We start from the raw sequence: 22,301 nt of genomic DNA on the forward strand, positions 1-22,301 counted from the left end.
GTCAGGTGGCGATGTACGCGGCGAGGTGTTCGCCGGTGAGGGTGGAGCGGTCCGCGACCAGGTCGGCGGGGGTGCCCTCGAACACGATCCGGCCGCCGTCGTGTCCGGCGCCGGGGCCGAGGTCGATGATCCAGTCGGCGTGTGCCATGACCGCCTGGTGGTGCTCGATGACGATGACCGACTTGCCGGAGTCGACCAACCGGTCGAGCAGGCCGAGCAGTTGCTCGACATCGGCGAGGTGAAGACCGGTGGTGGGCTCGTCAAGGACATAGACGCCGCCCTTGTCCCCCATGTGCGTGGCCAGCTTGAGCCGTTGCCGCTCGCCGCCGGACAGCGTGGTGAGCGGCTGCCCGATGGTGAGATAGCCGAGCCCGACGTCCGCGAGCCGGTCGAGAACGCGGTGCGCGGCCGGTGTGGCCGCCTCGCCGCCGCCGAAGAACTCCTCCGCCTCGGCCACCGACATCGCGAGCACTTCGCTGATGTCCCGGCCGCCGAGGTGATGGTCGAGGACCGACGCCTGGAACCGCTTGCCCTCGCACTCCTCGCAGACGGTGGCGACCCCGGCCATCATCGCCAGGTCGGTATAGATGACACCGGCGCCGTTGCAGTTGGGGCAGGCGCCCTCGGAGTTGGGGCTGAACAGCGCCGGCTTCACGCCGTTGGCCTTGGCGAACGCTTTGCGGATCGGCTCGAGCAGTCCGGTGTACGTCGCCGGGTTGCTGCGCCGCGAACCGCGGATCGCGCCCTGCCCGATCGCCACCACATCCGCACCGGCCGACGACCCCTTGCCCAGCGATCCGTGCACGAGGGAGCTTTTGCCGGAACCGGCGACACCGGTGATGACGGTGAGCACCCCGAGCGGGATGTCGACGTCGACGCCGCGCAGGTTGTGCGTCGTCGCGCCGCGGATCTCCAGCGCCCCGGTGGGCTCGCGCACCGTCGCCTTGAGAACGGCCCGGTCGTCGAAGTGGCGGCCGGTGAGGGTCCCGCCGACCCGCAGCCCCTCCACGGTGCCCTCGAAACAGACCGTGCCGCCCGCCGTACCGGCGCCGGGGCCCAGGTCCACGACGTGGTCGGCGATGGCGATCGTCTCCGGCTTGTGTTCCACGACGAGCACCGTGTTGCCCTTGTCCCGCAGTCGCAGCAGCAGATCGTTCATCCGCTGGATGTCATGGGGGTGCAGGCCGACCGTGGGCTCGTCGAAGACGTACGTGACGTCGGTGAGCGAGGAGCCGAGATGGCGGATCATCTTGACGCGCTGCGCCTCGCCGCCCGACAGCGTGCCCGACGCACGGTCCAGGCCGAGATAGCCGAGTCCGATCTCCACGAACGAGTCGAGGGTCCCGCCCAGCGAGTCGAGCAGCGGCGCGACCGACGGTTCGTCCAGCGCGCGCACCCAGTCGGCGAGGTCGCTGATCTGCATCGCGCAGGCGTCGGCGATGCTGATGCCCTTGATCTTCGAGGATCGGGCCTCCTGGCTGAGCCGGGTGCCGTCGCACTCGGGGCAGGTGGTGAAGGTGACCGCCCGGTCCACGAACTCGCGGATGTGCGGCTGCATCGCCTCCCTGTCCTTGGACAGGAAGGACTTCTGGATCTTGGGGATCAGTCCCTCGAAGGTGAGGTTCACCCCCTCGACCTTGACCTTGGTCGGCTCCCGGTGGAGGAAGTCCCGCATCTCCTGCTTCGTGAACTTACGGATCGGCTTGTGCGGGTCGAGGAGGCCCGACTCGGCGTAGACGCGCACGGTGAAGAAGCTGTCGGACTTCCAGCCGGGGATGGTGAACGCGCCCTCGGCGAGCGACTTCGAGTCGTCGTAGAGCTGCGTGAGGTCGATGTCCGAGACCGTGCCCCGGCCCTCGCAGCGCGGGCACATGCCCCCGGTGCGGCTGAACGTCTGCTTCACGGCCTTGCGGGCGCCGCGCTCGACCGTGATCGCACCGCTCGCCCGCACGGAGGCGACGTTGAAGGCGAACGCGCCGGGCGAGCCGATGTGCGGCGTGCCGAGCCGGCTGAACAGGATGCGCAGCATCGCGTTGGCGTCGGTGGCGGTGCCGACCGTGGAGCGGGGGTCGGCGCCCATCCGCTGCTGATCGACGATGATCGCGGTCGTCAGCCCTTCGAGTACGTCGACCTCGGGCCGCGCCAGCGTCGGCATGAAGCCCTGGACGAAGGTGCTGTACGTCTCGTTGATCAACCGCTGGGACTCGGCGGCGACCGTGCCGAACACCAGCGAGCTCTTGCCCGAGCCGGAGACGCCGGTGAACACCGTGAGCTGGCGTTTGGGGATCTCGACGCTGACGTCCTTGAGGTTGTTCACACGCGCGCCGTGCACGCGGATCAGATCATGGCTGCCGGCGGCGCCCCGCGCGGGCGAGCGCGTGTCCGTCCTCGTGGCCTTACGCATCGTGACTCCATCTGTGAGACGGGGCCGCCTTCGCGGCCTCCATGACAGTCACGCTAATGGGGCGCGGTGACGGACGCTTCTCCATATCTGATCGGTACGTCGCGACGGGCGGACCGGGCGTACGGTACGGGTGCTGACCAGCGCCTTTCCTACGTACGGCCGTGGGCCAGGCCCCCCGGTAGCCGGGGTGGCGCGGCGTCCGGCCCAGCTCCGTCCGGGCCCGCTCGTTGGAGATCCGTACGTCGACGCGGGTCATCACCTCGCCCCGCGTCGCCCCGCTCCAGCGCGGCGACGGTCGGTAGCGCCTCGGGCTCGCTCCCAGGAGGCCGGTACGCGGGCCCGGGGACCCGGCCGTGCGGCACGGCGTTCGCGGCGCGTTGACGGGGTGGCCCGAGCTTCGTCGGGCCACCCCACCCGCGTCAGCACATCTTCTGGCTCGCCGCTTGGCCCGCGAGCGGGTCGCCCGCCCTGCGGAGGGAGCCGACCGCTGCCGTGCAGTCCTTCACCGTGTCCGCGGCCCCCGACCAGAATTCCTGGCCGTTATGGTCGGTCCACGCCTGCCCGCCGAAGAAGTCGTCCTGGCTGTAGCTGTAGACGGCGACGCTCACGTCGTAATCCTTGTTGGTTTTGCGGAATGAATCCCAGACCCAGAGATAGCCGTAATTCTCGTTGCAGGTCTTCGAGTAGAACTGCTTGACCGAAGCGATGTGCGCTCCGGCCCTGTCGATGTACGCTGTCTTTCCGACCTGGTACGCGTCGGCACAGACTCCCGCCACCCGCGCTTTCGCGCTCGCCGGGTTTCCCGCTTCGCTCGGGGCGGTCGACTTCGCCGATTTGGACGACTTCGACGGGGCCGGTGCCGGACCGTCGCCCGCGACCGCCGCGCCCGCCGGGACCAGGGCGAATGCGCAGGCCGCAGCCACGACCGCGCGCTTGGTGTAGCGCATAGGAACACCTTTCTCTGAGCACGAGGGCGCAGTAAACCTACGGGCCCGCCAATGGCGGCCTGCCGCTCGGTTATCGGGCCCGTGCTGTCTGCTGGAATTTCATCCGAACACCTAGGCAGACACGGGATCTTCCCGGAGGGTTGCACGACTCGGCGAGTTTAATTTCGGGCAGGTAAACGGAATTCCTGCCTCGGCTCCTTTTCGATCTCTGGAGAGATATGACGACCGACAACGACGCGTCCACCGGCAGCCGGCGCAGGCCGTGGCACGAACTTCCCCGCTCCGTGCGCCGTGGCATCGAGGACGTGCTCGGCGCGACGGTGGCGGCGGCCACGAGCCAGAAGGGCGGGTTCTCCGACGGGCTCGCGGCGCGGCTGCGACTGGCCGACGGGCGAAGGGCGTTCGCCAAGGCGGTCGATGCCGACGCCGCTCCCGCCATCGCGGCGTTCCACCGTCGCGAGGGCGCGGTGAACGGCGCGCTGCCGCCCGGGGTCCCCGTACCGAGGCTTCTGGGGTCGTACGACGATCAGGGGTGGGTGGCGCTCGTCTTCGAGGACGTGGACGGGGCGCTGCCCGTACAGCCGTGGCGCGAGGACGAGTTGGCGCGGGTGCTCGACGCGATGACCGGTCTGGCGCGGCGGCTGACGCCCGCGCCGCGCCTCGACTCGGGCGACGTGTCACCCCGGTTGGGCGGTTGGGCACGGCTGGCGGACAGTCCCCGGTCGCTCGCCAAGCTGGGTGTGATCGCGCCGGACGCCGCGCGTGCGTTGGACCGGCACCTCGCCCTTGAGGCGCTGTTGCCGGAGGCGACGGCCGGGGAGACGTTGACGCACGGGGATCTGTATCCGTTCAACGTCCTGCTCACCGGCGAGCGTGTGGTGGTCGTGGACTGGCCGCACGCGTGGACCGGGCCCGCGTACGCGGATCTGGTGATGCTGCTCGGGAGTGTGGCCCTCAGTGGGCTCGACCCGGAGCCGTACGCCGCGCGTCATCCGCTGCTGAGCGGTGTCGAGCGGGAGGCGGTGGACGTGCTCATCTCGGCGCAGGCGGGGTTTCTGCTGGCGGCGGCGTGCTCGATGGACTCGGCGGACGCGGGTACGGATCCGCGGCTGGAGGCGATGATGACGGGGCTGGGGCGGGCGTCCGTGCGGTGGCTGTCGTCTCGGTGGAACGGAGTTGGCCGGGGCCGAGTTGGCCTGGGCTGAGTTGATCGGGGCTGAGTTGGCCGGGCCCGTCCGGCGGCCGGTTCGTGAGCGGACGCCGGACGGGCCGAATCGCGCGGTCAGGCTCCCGTCGACGTCTTCTCGTACGACGGTTCCGCGGCAGCGCCCGCAGGCTCGGTCTGCTGCGGCGTGGGGCCGCCCTCGCTCAGGCCGAACCGTCCGTGGAACGTGCGCAGGAAGCCCGGCGCGTACCAGGCCGAGCGGCCGAGCAGACGCATCGCGGCCGGTACGAGTACGCCGCGTACGGCGACGGCGTCGATGAGGATGGCCAGTCCACTGCCCAGGCCGAACATCTGCATGAAGCTGATCTCGGACGTGCCGAAGGCGAAGAAGCTCACGGCGAGCAGACAGGCCGCCGCGGTGACGATGCCTCCCGTATGCCCGAGTCCGTTGGCCACCGACGACTCGTTGTCCTCGCCCAGGTCGTGGAGTTCCTTGATCCGGCTGGTGACGAACACCTCGTAGTCCATGGACAGACCGAAGGCGATGCAGAACATCAGCACCGTCATCGACACCTCCATCGGCTGCGCCGTGAAGCCGAGCAGGGAGGAGAAGTGGCCGTCCTGGAAGATCCAGGTCATGACGCCGAGGGTGGCGCCCAGGCTGATCAAGTTGAGGACCAGGGCGCGCAGCGGCTGTACGACGCTGCCGGTGAACAGGAAGAGCAGGACGAAGGTGGTGAGGACGATCAGGGCCACGGCGAGCGGCAGCCGGTCGCCGATGGACTCCTTGGAGTCGACCAGTTCGGCGTCGACCCCGCCCACCAAGGGGTGCGACCCGGCGGGCGGGCTCAGCGCCCGGACGTCACCGACCAGGTCCTGCGCCTCGTCCGACCTCGGCGGCAGGGAGCTGACCACGCTGATCCGCTGCGCGTCGGGCTTGCCGAGGGCGGCGCTGCCGGGGCCGGCCGCCGCCGCGAGCTTGCCGTCGGCATACGTGCCCGCGCTGGTCTCGACGCGCACCACGCCCTTCAGCGCGGCCAGTTCGCCCGCGTACGCCCCCAAGGGGGCCTCGCCCACGCGCTGGTCGATGACGATGTGCAGGGCGGCGTCGTCGCTGCCGTTGAAGTTCTCCCGTAGTGCCGTGGACACCTGGCGACTCTCGGCGCCTTCGGGCAGTACGCGTTCGTCAGGCGTGCCGAAGGTGATCCCCAGCAGGGGGCTCGCCGCCAGCAGCATGACCGCGAGCACGGGCAGCGCGGTGAGCGCGGGGCGCCGCATGACGGTGCGCGCCAGCCGTCCCCACAGGGAGGTGCGGGCGTCGGTGCGCCCGGTCTTGGCCCATGGCAGCTTCCCGCTGTTGACCCGGTGGCCGAGGACGACGAACAGGGCGGGCATCACGAACAGGGTGCCGATGGCCGCGACGGCGACGACCCCGACGCCCGCGTAGCCGAAGGAGCTGAGGAAGTACTGGGGGAACACCAGGAGCGCCGCGAGGGCGGCGGCCACGGTCGCGGCGGAGAACGCGACCGTACGGCCCGCGGTGTTGACGGTGCGGCGAACGGCGTCGTCCACGCTCGCCCCGGTCGCCAACTGTTCCCTGAAACGGCTGATCATCAGCAGCGCGTAGTCGATGCCAAGTCCCAGGCCCAGGGCCGTGGTGAGGTTGGTCGCGGAGTTGGAGACGTCGGTGACGCTGCCGAGGAACGAGAGCTGGGCGAACGAGCCGAGGATCGCGATGACGGCGATGGCGAGCGGCAGCAGGGCGGCGACCACGCTGCCGAAGACGAACAGCAGCAGGATGAGGGTCAGCGGGATCGCGATGGCCTCGGCCAGGATCAGATCGTCGACCACCTGTGTCGACATGTCACTGCCCACGGCGGCGCTGCCTCCGGCCTGGACCGTGAGCGCGTCCTCGTAGGGGCCGTTGTAGGCGTCGAGGAGTTCCGTGGTGTGCTTCTGCGCTTGCGTCTCGTCGCCCTTGACGTGGGCGAGGATCATGGCCTCGCGGCCGTCGCGGGAGCGGAGGTCGGCGCTGTCGGTGTCCCAGTACGAGACGACGTTGGCGAGCGTCTTCTCGTCCTTGAGGTCGGCCACCAGAGCCCGGCCGCTCCGCTCTGCGGCCGGTGTGTCGACGCGGCCTTCGGTGGCACGGACGAGCAGAACGAGATTCGTCTCGCCGCCGAACTTCTTGTCGATGACCTCACTGGCTTTGGTGGACTGTGATGCCGGGTCGGCGAAGCCGCCTCCCAGCAGCTTGCCGAATGCGCCGGCGCCCGCGACACCCATGAGGGCCACCGCCACGACGGCGACGACGAGTACGAGCCGGGCCCGGCGAATCGCCAGTTCGGCTATGCGTTCGAACACGCATGATCTCCTTTGCTTCCTTGCACGGAAACGACGTGAAGCGGCCGTGCGCGTGTGTGCCGCGCATGAGGGGGCCGGCGCAGGGCTCGACGGAGGCTTCTCACCCCGTCGGAGCCCGGTCGGTGCGGTGTCGGTATCGATGTCGGTATCGGTGTCGCACTCTTCGTCGCCGCGATGAAGGTAAGCGGGGCCACCCAAGGTTTGGCAGTGCGAGATTTATCTGACACTGTTCACATTCCCGATGTCCGTCGTACGGTGAGTGCATGCCCGCAGACGAACACGCAGCCGCCCGGCCCTCATTGCGCGAACGGCGCCGGGCCGTGGCCACCCAGGAGATAGTGGACGCCGCCGAGATCCAGCTCGGCGAGGACGGGCCGGCGGCCCTGTCCCTGCGGGCGGTCGCCCGCAGCCTCGACATGACCGTCCAGGCGCTCTACCACTACTTTCCGAGCCGCGACGCCCTCGTCACGGCGCTCGTCGCCAAGGCGTACGACGACCTGGCCGCCGCGGTGCAGACGGCCGTGGACACCGCGTCCGGCGGTTCGGAGCTACCGCGCCTGGTGATCGCGGCCGAGGGGTACCGCCGCTGGGGCATCTCCCAGCCCGAGCGCTTCCAACTCCTTTACGGAACACCGCTGCGGTACTACGCGGCACCGGTCGAGGGCCCGACCACCCAGGCGGTGCGGCGGATGGGCGCGCTGTTCGAGCGCGAGATGTTCGACGGGTTCACCGAGGATCAACTCGCCGCTGCCGACGTCCCCGCGCTGTCGCCCGCGTTGCGGACCTATTTGGAGAACCTGCCGCCGAGCGGTCTGGGAAATCTGCCGGCCCCCGCCGCCGCCCTCTTCCTGGGCGCGTGGGGGCACATGCACGGTCTCGTCGTCCTGGAGGTGTTCGGGCACACCGGGTACCTCGGTGAGCATCAGGCCGAGATCTTCCGCGTGACGATGCGGAACATGACCGCGGACATCCACCGCCGGATCGCCGGGCAGGCGTAGGCACGCCACGTCCTGCCGGACGCGCCGCGTCGGACGGGCCACGCGTCCGGTCCGTGAGATACGTGTGCACGGAATCGAATGTGGGCGCTAGTCTCGCCGCCATGTCCGCACCCGCCCGTCTCCTGTGTCTCGCGTGCTTCGCGAACTCGGTGTGGTGCGTCGACGACAACCTCTGTTGTTCCTGAGTCGGGCCCCCGCGCCCAAACCTCCGCGCCCTGCCGCCGACCACCGACTCCGGAGAACAGTCGTGACCACCACCGCTCCCCCGCGCCGGGCCAACCCCGCCGCGCTGCTCACCCCCTCCCCGACCTCCGCGCCCGCCCCCGAGGCCGAACCCGCGCCCCCGGTACGGCGGGTGCCGCTCGCGATATCCGGGCTGCTCGCCGTCGCGCTGACCGCGTACGTGTGGTCGACGCACGGCGCCAAGCCCGGCTCGCTCCTGCTGCTCGGGCTCGGTCTGGGCCTGGCACTCTTCCACTCGCGGTTCGGATTCACCTCCGCCTGGCGGCAGTTGGTCGCCGTCGGCAACGGGCAGGGGCTGCGCGCCCACGCCTTGCTGCTGGGCACCACCGCCACTCTCTTCGCGCTGATCATCGGCAGCGGCACCGGACTGTTCGGGTCCGTGCCCGCGCCGTCGGCGGGGCCGCTCGGTGTCGGGCTGCTCGTCGGGGCGTTCGTCTTCGCGGTCGGTATGCAGCTCGGCGGCGCGTGCGCGTCCGGCACGCTGTTCGCCGTGGGCTCCGGGCAGTCGTCCATCGTGCTCACGCTCGGCGGCTTCATCGTCGGATCGACCCTCGCCGCCTGGCAGTTCGACCTCTGGAAGGACCTGCCCGCGCTTGATCCGGTCCTGCTGTCCGACCACGTCGGCTGGTTCGGTTCGTGGGCGGTGACCATCGCCGTACTGGGCCTCATCGTGCTGGTGAGCCGCCGCGTACAGGCGCGCCGCAACCCGCCGCCGATCAGCACCCCGCCCAGCGCCAGGGGCGCGGCCCGTGTGCTGCGCGGCTCGTGGCCGCTGGCCGCCGGCGCGCTGGCGCTGGCCGTGCTGGGCGCCGGTGTGCTGCTGGTGTCCGGCGGACCTTGGGGTGTCACGAGCGCGTTCAGCCTGTGGGGATCGCGGGTCGTCGACGCGCTCGGCGGCAACCCCGGCAACTGGTCGTTCTGGCAGCAGCCGGGCAACGCGGAGATGTTCGCGGGGCCCGTACTGAAGGACAAGAACAGCCTCACCGACATCGGCATCATGATCGGCGCCGCGGTCGCCGCCTCGCTCGGCGGCACCTGGGCGCTGCACCGGGGCATCCCCGGCCGCACCGCCGTGGCCGCGGTGCTCGGCGGGGTACTGATGGGGATCGGCGCGCGGCTGGCGGGCGGCTGCAACATCGGCGCGTACCTCGCGGGCATCGCGTCGGGCAGTCTGCACGGCTGGATCTGGGGCGCGACCGCCCTGCTCGGGACCTGGGCGGGGATACGGCTGCGCCCGCTGTTCGCGCTGGGCAACCCCAAGCCGGGGGACGGGATCTGCTGAGCGGGGTGACCTCACGCCGTAGGGTGATCCGGTGGTCATCGAACAGGACGTGAAGCTCGGCGACGGACGCACGCTGCGGACGTACGACAGCGGGGGCGGCGACTCGGACGAACTGACCGTCGTCTGGCATCACGGCTCGCCGCAGACCGGCGTCCCGCTGGAGCCGTTGCTCGCCGCGGCGGCGGCGCGCGGCATCCGGCTGGTGACGTACGGCCGCCCCGGTTACGGAGGTTCGAGCCCGCTGCCGGGCCGGAACGTGGCGTCGGCCGCGGCCGACGTGGAGCGGATCGCGGACGCGCTCGGCGTCGGGTCGTTCGCGACGATGGGGGCGTCCGGCGGGGGTCCGCACGCGCTGGCGTGCGCCGCGCTGCTGCCGGAGCGGGTGACGGGTGCCGTCTGTCTGGCGGGCATCGCGCCGTACACACGGGACTTCGACTGGTACGAGGGGATGGAGGCGCCCGGCGGTCTGCGGGCCGCAGCCGACGGGCGCGAGGCGCGCGAACTGTACGCGGCGACCGACGAGTTCGACCCCGCGAGCTTCATCCCCGCCGACTTCGCGGCGCTGGCGGGCACGTGGTCGTCGCTGGGGGCCGACGCGGTGAAGGCGGGGCAGGCCGGTCCCGGCGGGCTGATCGACGACGACGTCGCCTTCGCCACCGCGTGGGGCTTCGACCTGGCGGAGGTCGCCGCGCCCGTACTGCTCGTGCAGGGCAGCCGCGACCGCGTCGTACCGCCGTCGCACGCGGGGTCGATGCTCGCCGCGCTCCCCTCGGCCGAGCTGTGGGTACGGCCCGAGGACGGGCACGTCTCGGTGCTCGACGCGTGTCCGGTGGCGATGGACTGGCTGCTGGCACGGGGATAGCACCTCGCTATATGCGCTTGCGGTTATATAGCCGTGTGGGTATGGTCGGGATATGCCCATACCGTTCGACGTGCTCGCGGAGCCGAGCAGGCGCAAGATCCTCGATCTGCTCCTGGAGCGTCCGCATCTGGTCGGTGAGCTGACCGACCGGCTCGGCCTGAGCCAGCCGGGCACCTCGAAGCATCTGCGGGTGCTGAGGGACGCCGGGCTCGTACGGGTCAGGCAGGACGCCCAGCGCCGCTGGTACGAACTGACCCCGGAACCGCTCGCCGAGCTCGACGCCTGGCTCGCGCACTACCGGCATCTGTGGACCGGCCGCCTCGACGCGCTCGAGCAGCATCTCGAACGGCATCTCGACGTGACGGAGGACGATTCCTCATGACTGACGACCAGAACTTCTCCTCGTCCCTGTCCGCCGAGCACCACGGGCGGTCCGAGCTGCGCATGGAGCGCCGGCTCGCGCATCCGCCGCAGCGGGTCTGGGACGCGATCACACAGCCCGCGCAGCTCGCCGAGTGGTTCCCCTCCGAGGTGAGCGTGGATCTACGGCCGGGCGGCGAGATCGGCTTCCACTTCCCCGGCGACCCGGGCCCCGGCATGACCGGGCGGGTCACCGACGCCGAGGAGCCGCGCCTGTTCGCCTTCACCTGGGGCGAGGACCATCTGCGCTGGGAGATCGCACCGGACGGGGACGGCTCGCGGCTCATCCTCGTGCACACCTTCGGCGACCGGTTCGGGGCGGCGAGCTTCGCGTCCGGCTGGCAGATCTGCGTCATCGCGCTGGGACAACTGCTGGCGGGCGGCCCCGTCGATGTCGAGCGGGACACGCGCGGGAGGCTGCACGAGGCGTATCTGGCGCGGTTCGACGAGCTGACGCGGGGCCGGGTCGAGGAGACGGACGACGGCGGACGGCGGGTCCGGTTCGAGCGTCAGCTCGTACGGCCCGCCGGGGCGGTCTGGGACCGACTCACGGGCGGGGAGGAGCCGTTGGCGGGCTCGCCGGTGCCGGAGGGCTTCACGGCCGACAAGGTACCGGTGGGGCCGGTGACGGAGGTACGGGCACCGGAACTCCTCGCGTACGCCTGGCATCCCGACGGCGAGGTCCGCTGGGAGCTGCGCACCGGGACGGGGCACGGGCCCCGGCTGGTGCTCACCCAGAGCGGCCCGCGCGACTTCGACGCGGACGCGGCGCTGGTGGTGTGGCGGGAGCGGGTGGCCGACCTGGCGGCGCGGCTGCTCCAGGAGTAGAGGGATACGCAAGCCGGTCGGGCGCTTGGGGGCAAAGCACCGCAAATCCGTCCATGTTTGAGAACACGGCCCGCTTCGTGGTCCGTCTCAGCCCGAAAGGCCGGGCGGGCTGTCGCGTCAGCGACAGCCCGCCCGGCCTTGGGGACAGGCGCCGGTTCCGATCAGTACGGGCCGTTCACGTTGTCGATCGAGCCGTAGCGGTCGGCCGCGTAGTTGCAGGCCGCCACGATGTTGGCGACCGGGTCGTAGCTGTCGGTCGACGTGCCGGGCACGTGGTACGCCTCGAAGGTCGGGTCGATGACCTGGAGCAGGCCCTTCGACGGGATGCCGGCCGCGGCGTTGGAGTCCCAGTTGTTGATGGCCTGCGGGTTGCCCGCGGACTCGCGCATGATGTTGCGGTGGATGCCGTCGTACGAACCGGGGATGCCGTTCTGCGCCATGACGTCCAGCGCCTCGCGGATCCAGCCGTCCAGGTCGTTCGTGTACGACTTGGCGGCCGTCTGCACGGCTTCGGTGGACTTGGCGGCCGACGCGTTCTCGGTCGACGCGGTCGGGGCGGCCTTGGGCGCCCCCGCGAGCTTCAGCTTCAGCCCGGGGCGGATCAGCGACGGGTCGTCGCCGACGGCGCTGCGGTTGTTCTTGTACAGCGCTTCCCAGCCGCCGCTCACGGAACGGGCGTCCGCGATCTTGGCCAGTGATTCGCCCTTCACGACGGTGTGGGTCACCGTCTTGACGGCGTCGACGGCCGTCGGGGCCGTGACCGCGTGCTGCGGGGCGGGCGCGGCGCCCGCCGTGGTGGCGGTCACCAGGGGCAGGGCGAGTGCGGCACCGCCCGTGCCGACCGCGATGAGGCGGCGGGCGAGCGGGCTGGTGCGGGAACGGCGGTGCTTACCCTCTGCGGGCATGACGAAATCCTCTCCGTCGCCTACGAGGTGAGCTGTCGGGTTCGGGCGGGAGATGCCCGGCCGCGCTGTGGGCGCGACTTCACCCCAAGCCGGTCCGGCAATGCCGGATCGGCGACTTACCTGGGTCCCCCGCTCCTGCCGTACGTGAGTGGGTGAGTGCGGTTTCCGGACAGCGGCAGGATTCGGCGTTCCGCCCGGAATAACGAGAACGTAAGCGAGAACGTCCGGGCGAAACAAGTCCTGAATTCACCACGCCCTGCCATTCGCCGATCCGGCGGGCGGGCAATTCGAATTCCCGCCCGGCGGTACAAGCCTCAACTTTCCTTTCCCACACGGGAAGTGGGCGGCGGGGCAGGAGAGGCGAGTCGCCGCGCTTGTGACACACATCACTGGGGATCGACGCAACCGCCCGACGACAACACCGCCCAGAAACGGACAAGTTAGTCGCTGAATACACATAACACCCTGCCCCACAAAGCGGACAAAAGAGAATTCTCCCCCAGTTAGTGGATGTGCGAAAAGCGCCTTCCGTACGGCTCCCCTCACAGAGCCGTACGGAAGGCGGTCCAGCGGGCTCTCGCCCGGTCGACGGTGTGTCAGTCGGCCACCCGCGAAGTGCCGGGGCCGCCCGTGATCACAAAGCTCGATCCCGGCTCGACCAGGACGTCTCCCTCGGCCGAGTTGGTGATGGTGACGTTCGTCAGCGTCGCGTTGCCGCGGGCGCCGCCCATCGCGAGGATGCCGGAGCCGTTGTTGGACTTGTCGATCGACACGTCGCTGATCTCGACGTCCGGTACGTTGCCGCCGCCGTTCTTGAACTGAATGCCGTCATACGTGGAGTCGGAGATCTCGGTGTCCCTGATCTTCACCCCGGTGATGTCCCGGCTCGCCGGGAAGATCGTGATCGCGCCGAACTCCTGGTCCTCGTTCCAGAATGCGCCGCCCGTGCGGTGGAGCGCGTTACCGGTGAGCACGGTCTCGCCCGAGAACGGCAGCGGGTCGTGATCGGTCGCCAGCATGATTCCCGGGTAGTTGGCCGTGTCGGCGATCAGATTGTTCCGTACCGTGTTCCCGTAACCGCCGTATATCGCGACGCCGTTCGCCCGCCAGGGCAACTGAATCGTGTTGTTGGTGAACGAGTTGTCGTGCGCGATGTCCACCGCCGGGTCCTTGACATAGCGATTGGCCCAGACGGCGAGTGAATCGTCGCCGGTGGTGCGGAATGAGGAATTGTCGACCTGTGAATTGCGGGTGCCGTTGGTGAAGTTGATGCCGTCTGCGTACGTGTTGCGGATCCGCATCCCGCTGAACTCGAGCCCGTCGGCGGGACCCCAGAGCGCCGGGATGTTGTCGTAGTCCCGGCCGACCCACACACCCACGTTGGCGTGCTCGATCCATACGTTGGAGATCTTGGTGTTCTGCCCGAAGCGGCCGTTGAGGCCCACCCCGCCCTCGGCTCCCCCGCCGCCGCGGATCCGGCCGGAGCCGAAGATCGCGATGTCGGAGATCTGGGTGTTGTCGTCGATGTCGAAGCCGAAGTTGCCCTCGTGCGGGTGGTTGATCCCGCCCGCGTTCTGCGGCTCGGTGAGCGTGTAGAGCTGGGAGTGCCACATGCCGGCGCCGCGGACCGAGACGTCGCTGATCCCGATCTGGTTGTACTGGCCCTGATTCTGCGGGTCGTCGGTCAGGATCTTCTGTTCCTGACGCCACTGGCCCGGCGGGATCCAGACGCAGTCGATGGTGCCGTTCTGGTCGGCGGTGACCGCGTCCTGGATGGCCTTGGTGTCGTCGTCGCCGTCGTCGGGGACCGCCCCGTACTCGGTGATCGAGGTGCACTCGGCCGGCTTGCTCGTCGGGGGCGCGACCTGTTCCAGGTCGATCAGGTCGACTATGTAGAAGGACGCGTTGTCGTCCGCGTCGCGCTGGAGCTTGAACTTCGTGCCCGCCGGATAGCTTTTGTCCAGCAGCGCGTGCGACTCGTCGAACAGCCTGCGGGCGTCCGTCTGGGGCGTGTTGGTCAGCGACTCGGGGTCGTCGGTGTTGCCGTACAGCCAACTGTGCTTGGACGACAGATCCAGCTTCTGTACGAAGGTGCCGTCGGCGTAGAGGCTGACGGTGGCGTCGATGCCGCCACCGCCCGGCGCGTCCGGGACGGAGTTGCGTACGACGATCGAGTTCGCCGCGTTCGCCGAGGTGAACTCCACGAACTGGCCGGTGCTGTCCAGCCGCACCGATCTGCGGCCGGAGGATTCGCTGGCGAAGTTGGTGTGCCCGAAGGTGCGCTTGGGGTCCGCCTCCAGCAACGTGCCGTCGTAGTCGGCGGCTTCGGCCTCGTACTCGACGTACGGGAGGGTGGCCCCGCGCTCGGCGGCGGCCGGCCGCGCCGATATGTCACCGGCCTTCGCGGGCGCGCCGGCCGCCGGAGCGGACGCCGACGCGGCGGGCAGGAGTCCGACGACGAGCAGGCCGGTCATGGACAGGCCGGAGATCAGCCGTCGACTCAGGTGCTTCGACTTCATGGTGTCCTCTGTTTCCGTGGGGTCGACAGAGTGAGTGAGCGAGTGATGCCTGCCGGTCCGTGGTGGGGGGAGCGGCGGGATCGCAATCAATCTTGCAAGAGAACCGCAAATAATTGAGCTTGACAGTCCAGCTCCTGCGGACGAGCAGTGAGAGTTTTCAAGCATGTCACGGGTTTGTCAACAGCCCGCGTCAGAAGCCGACTTGGCGTGCGCCGGTGGCGGACAGGGCCGGACGGCAGGCGCCCCGCGCGCCGGGCGCTCACGCCGGGCGCGAACCCTATCAACCGACTGTTACCTCCATTGAGCCAAAATCGCTCGTTTTCCTGGACCTTTGCTCTCGAACACCACCAGCATGATTACTGCGAGTAGTCATTCGCTCCGGGTGCGGCGTCGCCGTGCCACGCGCTTCAACCATCCCCGAAAGGACCTGGACCGGGCCTCATGAGAATTCCCCGCTCTCGGACAAGGCTGTCCAACACCCTCGCGGCGTGTGCGGTCACCAGCGCCCTCGCCGCCTCAACTCTCGCCGGTGCCACCCCCGTTGTCGCCCACAACGGCGAGGGCCACCACGAGCACTCCACCAGAGCCGGCGCCGATCCCGCCAAGCCCGAAGCCAAGCCCGGCGCCAAGGCGGAGGCCAAGCCCGAGGTCGACCCCGCCGAGGTGGCGGTGCTCGGGCGCGAGCACGCCGAGGAGCACGCCGCCACTCGCGCGGGAGCCGAGGATCTGGGCACCTACCCGCAGGCGACCCGTACCGCCCGGCTCAAGATGCTCACCGACACCCAGCGCCAGATCAACGGGGACTACAAGGCGTCGGACTTCGGCGCGTTCAAGGAGTACTTCGACTCACCGGACTTCGGCGTCCATATCGCCCAACTGCCCACCGGCAAGGTGCTCCTGTTCTCCTTCGAGCGGGTCGAGACCGACCCCACGAAGGAGACGGCGCCCACCCAGATCATCGGCGCGGCCAACCGGGGACGTGCCTTCCTCTGGGACCCCGCGAAGGGCACCGGCGACGCGGCCTTCAAGAAGGTCACCCCGCCCGCCGTCACGATGCCCGACAGCACGGGCATCTCCCGTCCCGCGCCGATCTTCTGCGCCGGACACGCCTTCCTGCCGAACGGGATGCTTGGCGTCTTCGGCGGCAATCTCGGCGCCAACGGCGGCTCGGGGGCCAAGCTTTCCTTCGTCTTCGACCCGTGGAGCGAGACCTGGGCGATGAACGAGGACATGTCCGTCGGCCGCTGGTATCCCAGCGTCGTCACCGGCGCCAACGGCCGGATGCTGATCATGTCCGGCCAGTCCGAGCTGGGCTGGGGCACGCCCACCCCGATCGTGGAGCGCTTCCCCGCGCTGCGCGACCCGGTTCCGTACAGCAAGACCGACATCCCCCGGTTCCAGAGCGTCGACCGCTTCCGCGCGGACGCGCCGTACAAGCTCGACTACCCGCATCTGTTCAGTCTGCGCGACGGGAAGATCTACGGACTCGGCCGCAGCCACGACCAGCAGTGGCTGTTCGACCCGGTCAAGGAGACCCGGAGCGATCTGGAGCAGCGGCCCGGCGCCATGAACCGCAGTTACGGCTCCGCCGTACCGCTCCCCGGCGGCTTCCGCGGTCCGGACTCCGTCCTGGTCCTCGGCGGTGACCGTACGGACCCGAACACCTACCAGCTCGCCGCCGGCAAGTGGAAGACCAAGGAGGCGCGGGCCTTCGGCCGTACGCAGGACAACACGCTGCTGCTGCCCACCGGGAACCTGCTCACCGTCAACGGCTCGTACGACATCCGCGACTACGGCAACGGGCAGTACAACCCGAACGCGGACCTGAAGTACCGGCACACGGAGCTGCGCGACGAGAACGGCGACTGGCGGCTGGGCCCCGTCCAGCGACTCCCGCGCGGTTACCACTCGAACGCCGTGGTGCTGCCCGACGGCCGTGTCATGATCACCGGCGACGAGGCGCAGCAGATCGCCAACGACCGGGACATCAAGGACGACATCGACGGCACGATCGAGATGTACGAGCCGTCGTATCTCCACAACGGCGCCCGTCCCACGCTCGGTTCGGCCCCGACCGCTCCGCTCGGCTACGACCAGCGGTTCACGGTCTCCAGTACCACCGCCGACGAGGTGAAGCGGGCCGTGCTGCTGGCGCCCACGACCGCCACCCACTCGGTCAACACCAGCCAGCGCCATCTGGAGCTGCGGATCAAGCGGCAGGGCAACGGCGAGCTGGAGCTTCAGGCACCGCCCAGCGCCGAGGCGGCGCCGCCCGGCTGGTACATGCTCTTCCTCCTCAACGAGGAAGGGGTTCCGAGCATCGCCAAGTGGATCTCCCTGGAGCCGGGGGCCCGGTCATGACCTACGCCGCACAGCCTTCGACCGCGCCCTCGCCGCCCGGTGGCGATGGGGCCGATCTGCCGCTGCGCAAGAGCCGGGAGATCCAGGGCGACATCATCGCGGGGGCCAAGAAGGACCATGTCCAGTTACTCCTGCTGAAGTTCGAGGACAACGAGCTGGCCAGGACGTGGCTGCGCCGGCTGCGGCCCCGGATCGCGACGACCCGTCAGGTCGCCGCTTTCAACGCGGAGTTCAGCAAGGCCCGTAAGCAGTCCGGCGGTGACGATCCCAAGGCGCTGAACGCCGTATGGCGGGTCGTCAGCTTCACCTATCCCGGACTGCGGCTGCTGGCCGGACGCGATCCCTTCCCGTCCGTCCTGGCGGGCAGCACCCAGGAAGCCTTCAGGCAGGGCCCCGCGGCGCGCGCCGAGATGCTGGGCGACACCGGCCAGTGCGCCCCGGAGCACTGGCTGTTCGGCAACGGCACGGGGCAGCCCGTCCACGCGGTGCTGACGGTCGCGGCGGACCGTCCGCAGGATCTGCGGGTCGCGCTGACCGAGGAGCGCGAGGAGGCCGCCCGGCACAAGGTCGTGATCGTCTTCGAGCAGGACGGCGCGACCCTCGAGGGAACCCGCCGGGGCAAGGAGCACTTCGGCTTCAAGGACGGCATCAGCGAGCCCGCCGTCCAGGGCTTCGACGAGCCGGACCCGAACAGGCCCGAGCACAAGAAGGGCAGCCCTGGCACCCGGATCATCCCGACCGGCGAGATCGTCGTCGGCTACGAGCGCGACGGCGCCCGGCCGAACGACCTGCCGGGCTGGGCGAAGAACGGCTCTTTCCAGGTGCTGCGGCGCCTCGCGCAGGACGTCCCCGGCTGGTGGGCGCAGATCGCGGTGCGGCTGAAGGAGCTGAAGGCGCAGGGGAAGGTCCCGCCGGAGGCGACGACCGAGTGGCTGGCCGCCCGCATGGTCGGCCGCTGGCGCTCGGGCACGCCGGTGGCGAAGTGCCCGCACGCGGACAGTCCCAGTGACGCGGAGGCGTGGTCGGACAACGACATCAGCTACCGCGACGATCTGGAGGGGGAGATCACCCCGCTGTTCTCGCATCTGCGCAAGACCAGTCCGCGCGACGGCCTGCTGATCAAGTCGGGTGACAAGGAGACCGTCCCGGAGAAGGGCGGCCTCGACGGGCGGCGCATCATGCGGCGCGGCATCCCCTACGGTCAGCCGTTCGACCCCGCCGGCAGCGCGGGCAACGGCCCGGACGCACCGCGCGGTCTGGTCTTCGTCTGCTACCAGGCCGACCTGGTGCGGCAGTTCGAGTTCATCCAGAAGGACTGGGTCGAAGACCCGCAGTTCCCGTTGCGGGACCCCCTGGTCGGCAAGGACCCGCTGGTGGGCACCGCCACCGATGTCAGCTTCAAGGGCACCCAGGTGCACTTCGAGCAGTTCGTCAGGACCGAGGGCGCGGTGTACGCGTTCGCCCCCTCGCTCACCACCATCGAACTCCTCGCCGACGGCAAACTCGACGGTGGCGGCGCCGACGACGGCGACCTGATCCTGGAGGCTCCGTTCACCCTGCTCCCCGCGGACGGGGCAGTCGGCACGGCCAAGGCCCGGCTCGTGATGCGTCCGAACGGCAATCTCGTCGTCCTCGACGAGCGCGACCAGCAGCGCTGGGAGTCGGGCACCGCCGGGACCGGCGGAGCGAAGGCGGTCTTCCGTGAGGACGGCGACCTCCTCGTCCTCACGGCCGACGACAGGCCGGTGTGGAAGTCCCGTACGACCGGGAATCCGGGCGCCAAGCTCATCGTCCTCATGGACGGGAACGTGGTGATCCGCGCGGCCGACGGCACGGTGGTCTGGCAGACCAACACCGCGCACTGAGCCACCTCGACCGCGGTGGACGGCGGCCCCCCAACCGCCGTCCACCGCACCCCGGACCGGGAAGCCACCCCCGGGTGGGCCCAACGGGCCCAGGGCCTTCTCGTAGCAAAGGGCCCCGCATGAGGGGAAGTTGGGCCCGAGGGCCCATGACGCCCCCAACCCGGCCAAATAGCCTTCCCTCCATGTCAGCCATGGGTTTGGGGGATTCCGTGGACGGAACATCGGGTTTAGGGCTGCTCCACCGCTTCACGCGGGCGGTCGCGTCGCGTGGTGACAAGGGCCAGTCGGTGGCCGAGTACGTAGGACTGATCGTCCTGGTCGCCGCGATCGTCGCGAGTCTGGTCGTGAGCGGCGTCGGAGGCCAGATCGGCGGGGGTCTCCAGGCCGCGGTCTGCGAGATCACCGGAAGCGCGTGCGGCGCCGGACCCGGCGGCGACCAGTCGGGCAGCGACGACCAGTCGGGCAACGGCTCGGGCAGCGACCCCGATAACGACGACTCGGCCGAGGCGGGCCGGGATCACAGTGGTGACGGTGCGTACGACCCCTCCCTCCAGGACCCCGACGGCACGGTCGAAGCGGGGGACTCGGAGGCCGAGCGCGACTACGAGGACGCGCTGCGGGAGCTGGAGGAGGCGCAGCAGGACCAGGCGTCCAACGAGGAGCGGGCGCGCGAAGCCGCCCAGGAACTGGCCAGGATCCTCGCCGACGAGCTGGGGATCACCGACGCGCTGGACTGTGTCACCGAGGGCGACATGGGCGCGTGCGCGCAGACCCTGGTCAACTCGCTGCTCAGCCTGGTCGGCGGCGCGGTCGGCCGGCTCGCCGCCCGGTACGGCGCTCCGTGGAAGTGGGACGACGCCGCGCGGCTGATCAACAACGTCCGGCGGCACGGCGACGATCTGTACGACGCCCTCACCGGTCTCATCGACAACCGCAGGCGGGTCGAGCGGGCCAGGGAAGAACTCGCCGACGCGGAACGGGCCCGCGACGCGCAGCGGCAGCGCCCGCAGGACGGTGCACAGGAGAGGCCGCCGGACGAGGACCCGCCGGCTTGCCCCACCTCGTACGGCTCCCTGCCCGGAACGCGGGCTCCGCACGCGGCCGTCAGCGTGTCACTGGCGACCCAGAGCGACTACCCGGGCGTCGGCACCATCGTCAGTCAGAACGGCGTCACCATTCAGATCTATTCGAACGACCACGCGCCGCCCCATGCCCACGTCAAGGGAAACGGCGTCGAGGTCCGTATCGGACAGAACGGAAGACCGCTGGCCGGAGACCCTGAGCTGTCAAGGCTTCAGCAGCAGGTCGTCGACAGCAATCTCCGTACCATCCGGGGCAACATCCGAGCCGCCATGGCCCGGTTCCGGGACAACGGCGGATGCTGACGGCGAATCCGCGAGCGCTCCCACCCTCCGTTCGGCGCCGCCGGAAGCCATGATGGAGGTATGGCGAATCCGACAATTCTGACCGTCGACGACGATCCCGCCGTGTCCCGGGCCGTTGCCCGGGACATCCGGCGGCAGTACGGCGAGAGCTACCGCGTCGTACGCGCCGTGTCGGGCCAGGAGGCTCTGGAGGCGCTGCGGGAGATCAAGCTGCGGGGGGACCAGCTCGCGATCATGCTGGCCGACTACCGGATGCCCCGTATGAACGGCCTCGAATTCCTCGAGGCGGCGATGGATCTCTTCCCGCTGGCCCGCCGGGTGCTGCTGACCGCGTACGCGGACACCGAGGCCGCGATCGACGCCATCAACGTCGTGGACCTCGACCACTATCTGCTCAAGCCGTGGAGCCCGCCGGAGCAGAACCTCTACCCGGTGATCGACTCGCTCCTCGAGCTGTGGCTGGCCACCCCCGACCCGGTCGCCACCCAGACGCGCGTGATCGGCCACCGGTGGTCGGCCCCGTCCTTCGCCGTACGGGACTTCCTCGCCCGCAATCTGGTGCCCTACCGGTGGCTGCTCTCGGACGAACCGGAGGGCGGCCAACTGCTGACCGCCGCCGGACTCACCCAGGCGGACGTGCCGATGGTGGTCACCTCCGACGGCAAGACCCTGGTGAAGCCCTCCGAGCGGGAACTCGCCGCGCACGTCGGGCTGAGTACGGCACCGTCCTCCGACTTCTACGACCTGGTGGTCGTCGGCGGCGGCCCCGCCGGTCTGGGCGCCGCCGTCTACGGCGCGTCCGAAGGGCTCCGTACGCTGCTGGTGGAGCAGCAAGCCACCGGCGGGCAGGCCGGCCAGAGCAGCCGTATCGAGAACTACCTGGGCTTCCCCGACGGTGTGTCGGGCCAGCAGTTGACGGAGCGGGCCCGCCGTCAGGCGCTCAAGTTCGGGGCGGAGATCCTCAGCACCCAGCGGGCCGTGGCGCTGGACGCGGCGGGCTCCGGCCGCGTGCTGCGGCTGGGAGAGGCGGGCGCCGTCACCGCGCACACCGTGGTCCTCGCCACCGGGGTCTCCTACCGGCGCCTCGGCGCCGTGGGTGTGGCGGAGCTGACCGGCACGGGCGTCTTCTACGGGTCCACCGTCACCGAGGCGATCAACTGCTCCGACGAAGAGGTCTATATCGTCGGCGGCGCCAATTCCGCAGGCCAGGCGGCCGTGTACTTCTCCCGTTACGCGCGCCGCGTCCACCTGCTGATCCGCCAGGGCGATCTGACGCGTTCGATGTCGCGCTATCTGATCGACCAGCTCAAGGGCATCTCCGCCATCGAGGTCCATCCCTGGACCGAGGTGACGTGCGCGGAGGGCGACGGGCATCTACAGAGCTTGACGCTGCGGGACTCCCGGTCCGGGGAGAGCAGAAGCGTCGCCACGTCGTGGCTGTTCGTCTTCATCGGCGCCGAGCCCCACACCGACTGGCTGGACGGCGCCATCACCCGCGACGACCGGGGCTTCGTCATCACCGGCACGGACCTCATGAGGAGCGGGCAGCGCCCGGCGGGCTGGGGCCTGCCACGCGATCCGTACCACCTGGAGACGAATGTCCCGGGCGTCTTCGCCGCCGGGGACGTACGCGCCACGTCGGTCAAGCGCGTCGCGTCGGCCGTCGGCGAAGGCGCCATGGCCGTATCCCTGGTGCATCGATATCTGGAGGCACAGTGAGCACCACCCCCGAAGACACTCCGGCAGCCGCCCC

15 protein-coding genes and 1 riboswitch are annotated in these 22,301 nt (G+C 69.9%); of the genes, 10 read left to right on the forward strand and 5 right to left on the reverse strand.

Translation table 11 applies throughout. The features are described 5' to 3' along the window. Window position 1: 1 nt before the first annotated feature. On the reverse strand, window positions 2-2,404 hold the full coding sequence (locus OG329_RS07935; protein WP_405793660.1) for an ATP-binding cassette domain-containing protein: 2,403 nt from the start codon (window positions 2,402-2,404) through the stop codon (window positions 2-4). Between the two features lie 419 nt (window positions 2,405-2,823). Further along, a complete protein-coding gene (locus OG329_RS07940; RefSeq protein WP_405793662.1) occupies window positions 2,824-3,351 on the reverse strand; it encodes a hypothetical protein in 528 nt (175 codons plus the stop codon). 218 nt (window positions 3,352-3,569) lie between these two features. Between OG329_RS07940 and OG329_RS07945 the strand changes: the two genes are divergently transcribed. Further along, window positions 3,570-4,556 carry an aminoglycoside phosphotransferase family protein gene (locus OG329_RS07945; protein ID WP_405793664.1) on the forward strand — a complete coding sequence of 329 codons (987 nt, stop codon included), beginning with the start codon at window positions 3,570-3,572 and terminating at the stop codon, window positions 4,554-4,556. A 77-nt stretch (window positions 4,557-4,633) separates the two neighbouring features. On the opposite strand, the gene OG329_RS07950 is transcribed toward OG329_RS07945, so the two are convergent. Continuing rightward, window positions 4,634-6,880, reverse strand: coding sequence for an MMPL family transporter (locus tag OG329_RS07950; RefSeq protein ID WP_405793666.1), 2,247 nt, complete (start codon window positions 6,878-6,880; stop codon window positions 4,634-4,636). A 263-nt stretch (window positions 6,881-7,143) separates the two neighbouring features. On the opposite strand from OG329_RS07950, the gene OG329_RS07955 reads away from it, so the two are divergent. The 5 genes from OG329_RS07955 to OG329_RS07975 all read left to right on the forward strand — a co-directional run bounded on the left by OG329_RS07955 (window position 7,144) and on the right by OG329_RS07975 (window position 11,513). Continuing rightward, on the forward strand, window positions 7,144-7,878 hold the full coding sequence (locus tag OG329_RS07955; protein WP_405793667.1) for a TetR/AcrR family transcriptional regulator: 735 nt from the start codon (window positions 7,144-7,146) through the stop codon (window positions 7,876-7,878). A gap of 247 nt (window positions 7,879-8,125) precedes the next feature. Next, window positions 8,126-9,403 carry a YeeE/YedE family protein gene (locus OG329_RS07960; RefSeq protein WP_405793668.1) on the forward strand — a complete coding sequence of 426 codons (1,278 nt, stop codon included), beginning with the start codon at window positions 8,126-8,128 and terminating at the stop codon, window positions 9,401-9,403. A 31-nt stretch (window positions 9,404-9,434) separates the two neighbouring features. Continuing rightward, window positions 9,435-10,265, forward strand: coding sequence for an alpha/beta fold hydrolase (locus OG329_RS07965; protein WP_405793670.1), 831 nt, complete (start codon window positions 9,435-9,437; stop codon window positions 10,263-10,265). Between the two features lie 52 nt (window positions 10,266-10,317). After that, window positions 10,318-10,647, forward strand: coding sequence for an ArsR/SmtB family transcription factor (locus tag OG329_RS07970; RefSeq protein WP_405793671.1), 330 nt, complete (start codon window positions 10,318-10,320; stop codon window positions 10,645-10,647). Then, the gene (locus tag OG329_RS07975) at window positions 10,644-11,513 is read left to right on the forward strand and encodes an SRPBCC family protein (protein WP_405793672.1); all 870 of its coding nucleotides are present in this window, start codon (window positions 10,644-10,646) and stop codon (window positions 11,511-11,513) included. The genes OG329_RS07970 and OG329_RS07975 overlap by 4 nt, the downstream gene beginning before the upstream one ends. Window positions 11,514-11,674: 161 nt before the next feature. Here the strand turns inward: OG329_RS07975 and OG329_RS07980 are convergent, their stop codons facing one another. Continuing rightward, window positions 11,675-12,418: a transglycosylase SLT domain-containing protein gene (locus tag OG329_RS07980; RefSeq protein WP_405793673.1), complete on the reverse strand. Its 744-nt coding sequence runs from the start codon at window positions 12,416-12,418 to the stop codon at window positions 11,675-11,677. 4 nt (window positions 12,419-12,422) lie between these two features. After that, window positions 12,423-12,583, reverse strand: a riboswitch (cyclic di-AMP (ydaO/yuaA leader). Between the two features lie 431 nt (window positions 12,584-13,014). Continuing rightward, a complete protein-coding gene (locus tag OG329_RS07985; RefSeq protein WP_405793674.1) occupies window positions 13,015-14,937 on the reverse strand; it encodes a right-handed parallel beta-helix repeat-containing protein in 1,923 nt (640 codons plus the stop codon). 441 nt (window positions 14,938-15,378) lie between these two features. Between OG329_RS07985 and OG329_RS07990 the strand changes: the two genes are divergently transcribed. The 4 genes from OG329_RS07990 (at window position 15,379) to OG329_RS08005 (ending at window position 22,267) form a co-directional block, all read left to right on the forward strand. After that, the gene (locus OG329_RS07990) at window positions 15,379-17,298 is read left to right on the forward strand and encodes a galactose oxidase-like domain-containing protein (RefSeq protein ID WP_405793676.1); all 1,920 of its coding nucleotides are present in this window, start codon (window positions 15,379-15,381) and stop codon (window positions 17,296-17,298) included. Continuing rightward, entirely contained in the window at window positions 17,295-19,163 is a 1,869-nt protein-coding gene (locus OG329_RS07995; RefSeq protein WP_405793678.1) for a Dyp-type peroxidase, read from the forward strand. Before OG329_RS07990 ends, OG329_RS07995 begins: the two co-directional genes overlap by 4 nt. A 182-nt stretch (window positions 19,164-19,345) precedes the next feature. Further along, a complete protein-coding gene (locus tag OG329_RS08000; protein ID WP_405793679.1) occupies window positions 19,346-20,548 on the forward strand; it encodes a hypothetical protein in 1,203 nt (400 codons plus the stop codon). 60 nt (window positions 20,549-20,608) lie between these two features. Further along, a complete protein-coding gene (locus OG329_RS08005; protein WP_405793680.1) occupies window positions 20,609-22,267 on the forward strand; it encodes an FAD-dependent oxidoreductase in 1,659 nt (552 codons plus the stop codon). The last annotated feature ends 34 nt before the right edge of the window (window positions 22,268-22,301 follow it).

Source organism: Streptomyces sp. NBC_01506 (genome assembly GCF_045040295.1).
Lineage (GTDB): Bacteria > Actinomycetota > Actinomycetes > Streptomycetales > Streptomycetaceae > Streptomyces.

Excerpts from the sequence above, each read along its gene's own strand:
- OG329_RS07935 (WP_405793660.1), bottom strand. The coding sequence starts at position 2,404 with ATGCGTAAGGCCACGAGGACGGACACGCGCTCGCCCGCGCGGGGCGCC.
- OG329_RS07940 (WP_405793662.1), bottom strand. The coding sequence starts at position 3,351 with ATGCGCTACACCAAGCGCGCGGTCGTGGCTGCGGCCTGCGCATTCGCC.
- OG329_RS07945 (WP_405793664.1), top strand. The coding sequence starts at position 3,570 with ATGACGACCGACAACGACGCGTCCACCGGCAGCCGGCGCAGGCCGTGG.
- OG329_RS07955 (WP_405793667.1), top strand. The coding sequence starts at position 7,144 with ATGCCCGCAGACGAACACGCAGCCGCCCGGCCCTCATTGCGCGAACGG.
- OG329_RS07970 (WP_405793671.1), top strand. The coding sequence starts at position 10,318 with ATGCCCATACCGTTCGACGTGCTCGCGGAGCCGAGCAGGCGCAAGATC.
- OG329_RS07975 (WP_405793672.1), top strand. The coding sequence starts at position 10,644 with ATGACTGACGACCAGAACTTCTCCTCGTCCCTGTCCGCCGAGCACCAC.
- OG329_RS07980 (WP_405793673.1), bottom strand. The coding sequence starts at position 12,418 with ATGCCCGCAGAGGGTAAGCACCGCCGTTCCCGCACCAGCCCGCTCGCC.
- OG329_RS07985 (WP_405793674.1), bottom strand. The coding sequence starts at position 14,937 with ATGAAGTCGAAGCACCTGAGTCGACGGCTGATCTCCGGCCTGTCCATG.
- OG329_RS07990 (WP_405793676.1), top strand. The coding sequence starts at position 15,379 with ATGAGAATTCCCCGCTCTCGGACAAGGCTGTCCAACACCCTCGCGGCG.
- OG329_RS07995 (WP_405793678.1), top strand. The coding sequence starts at position 17,295 with ATGACCTACGCCGCACAGCCTTCGACCGCGCCCTCGCCGCCCGGTGGC.
- OG329_RS08000 (WP_405793679.1), top strand. The coding sequence starts at position 19,346 with ATGTCAGCCATGGGTTTGGGGGATTCCGTGGACGGAACATCGGGTTTA.
- OG329_RS08005 (WP_405793680.1), top strand. The coding sequence starts at position 20,609 with ATGGCGAATCCGACAATTCTGACCGTCGACGACGATCCCGCCGTGTCC.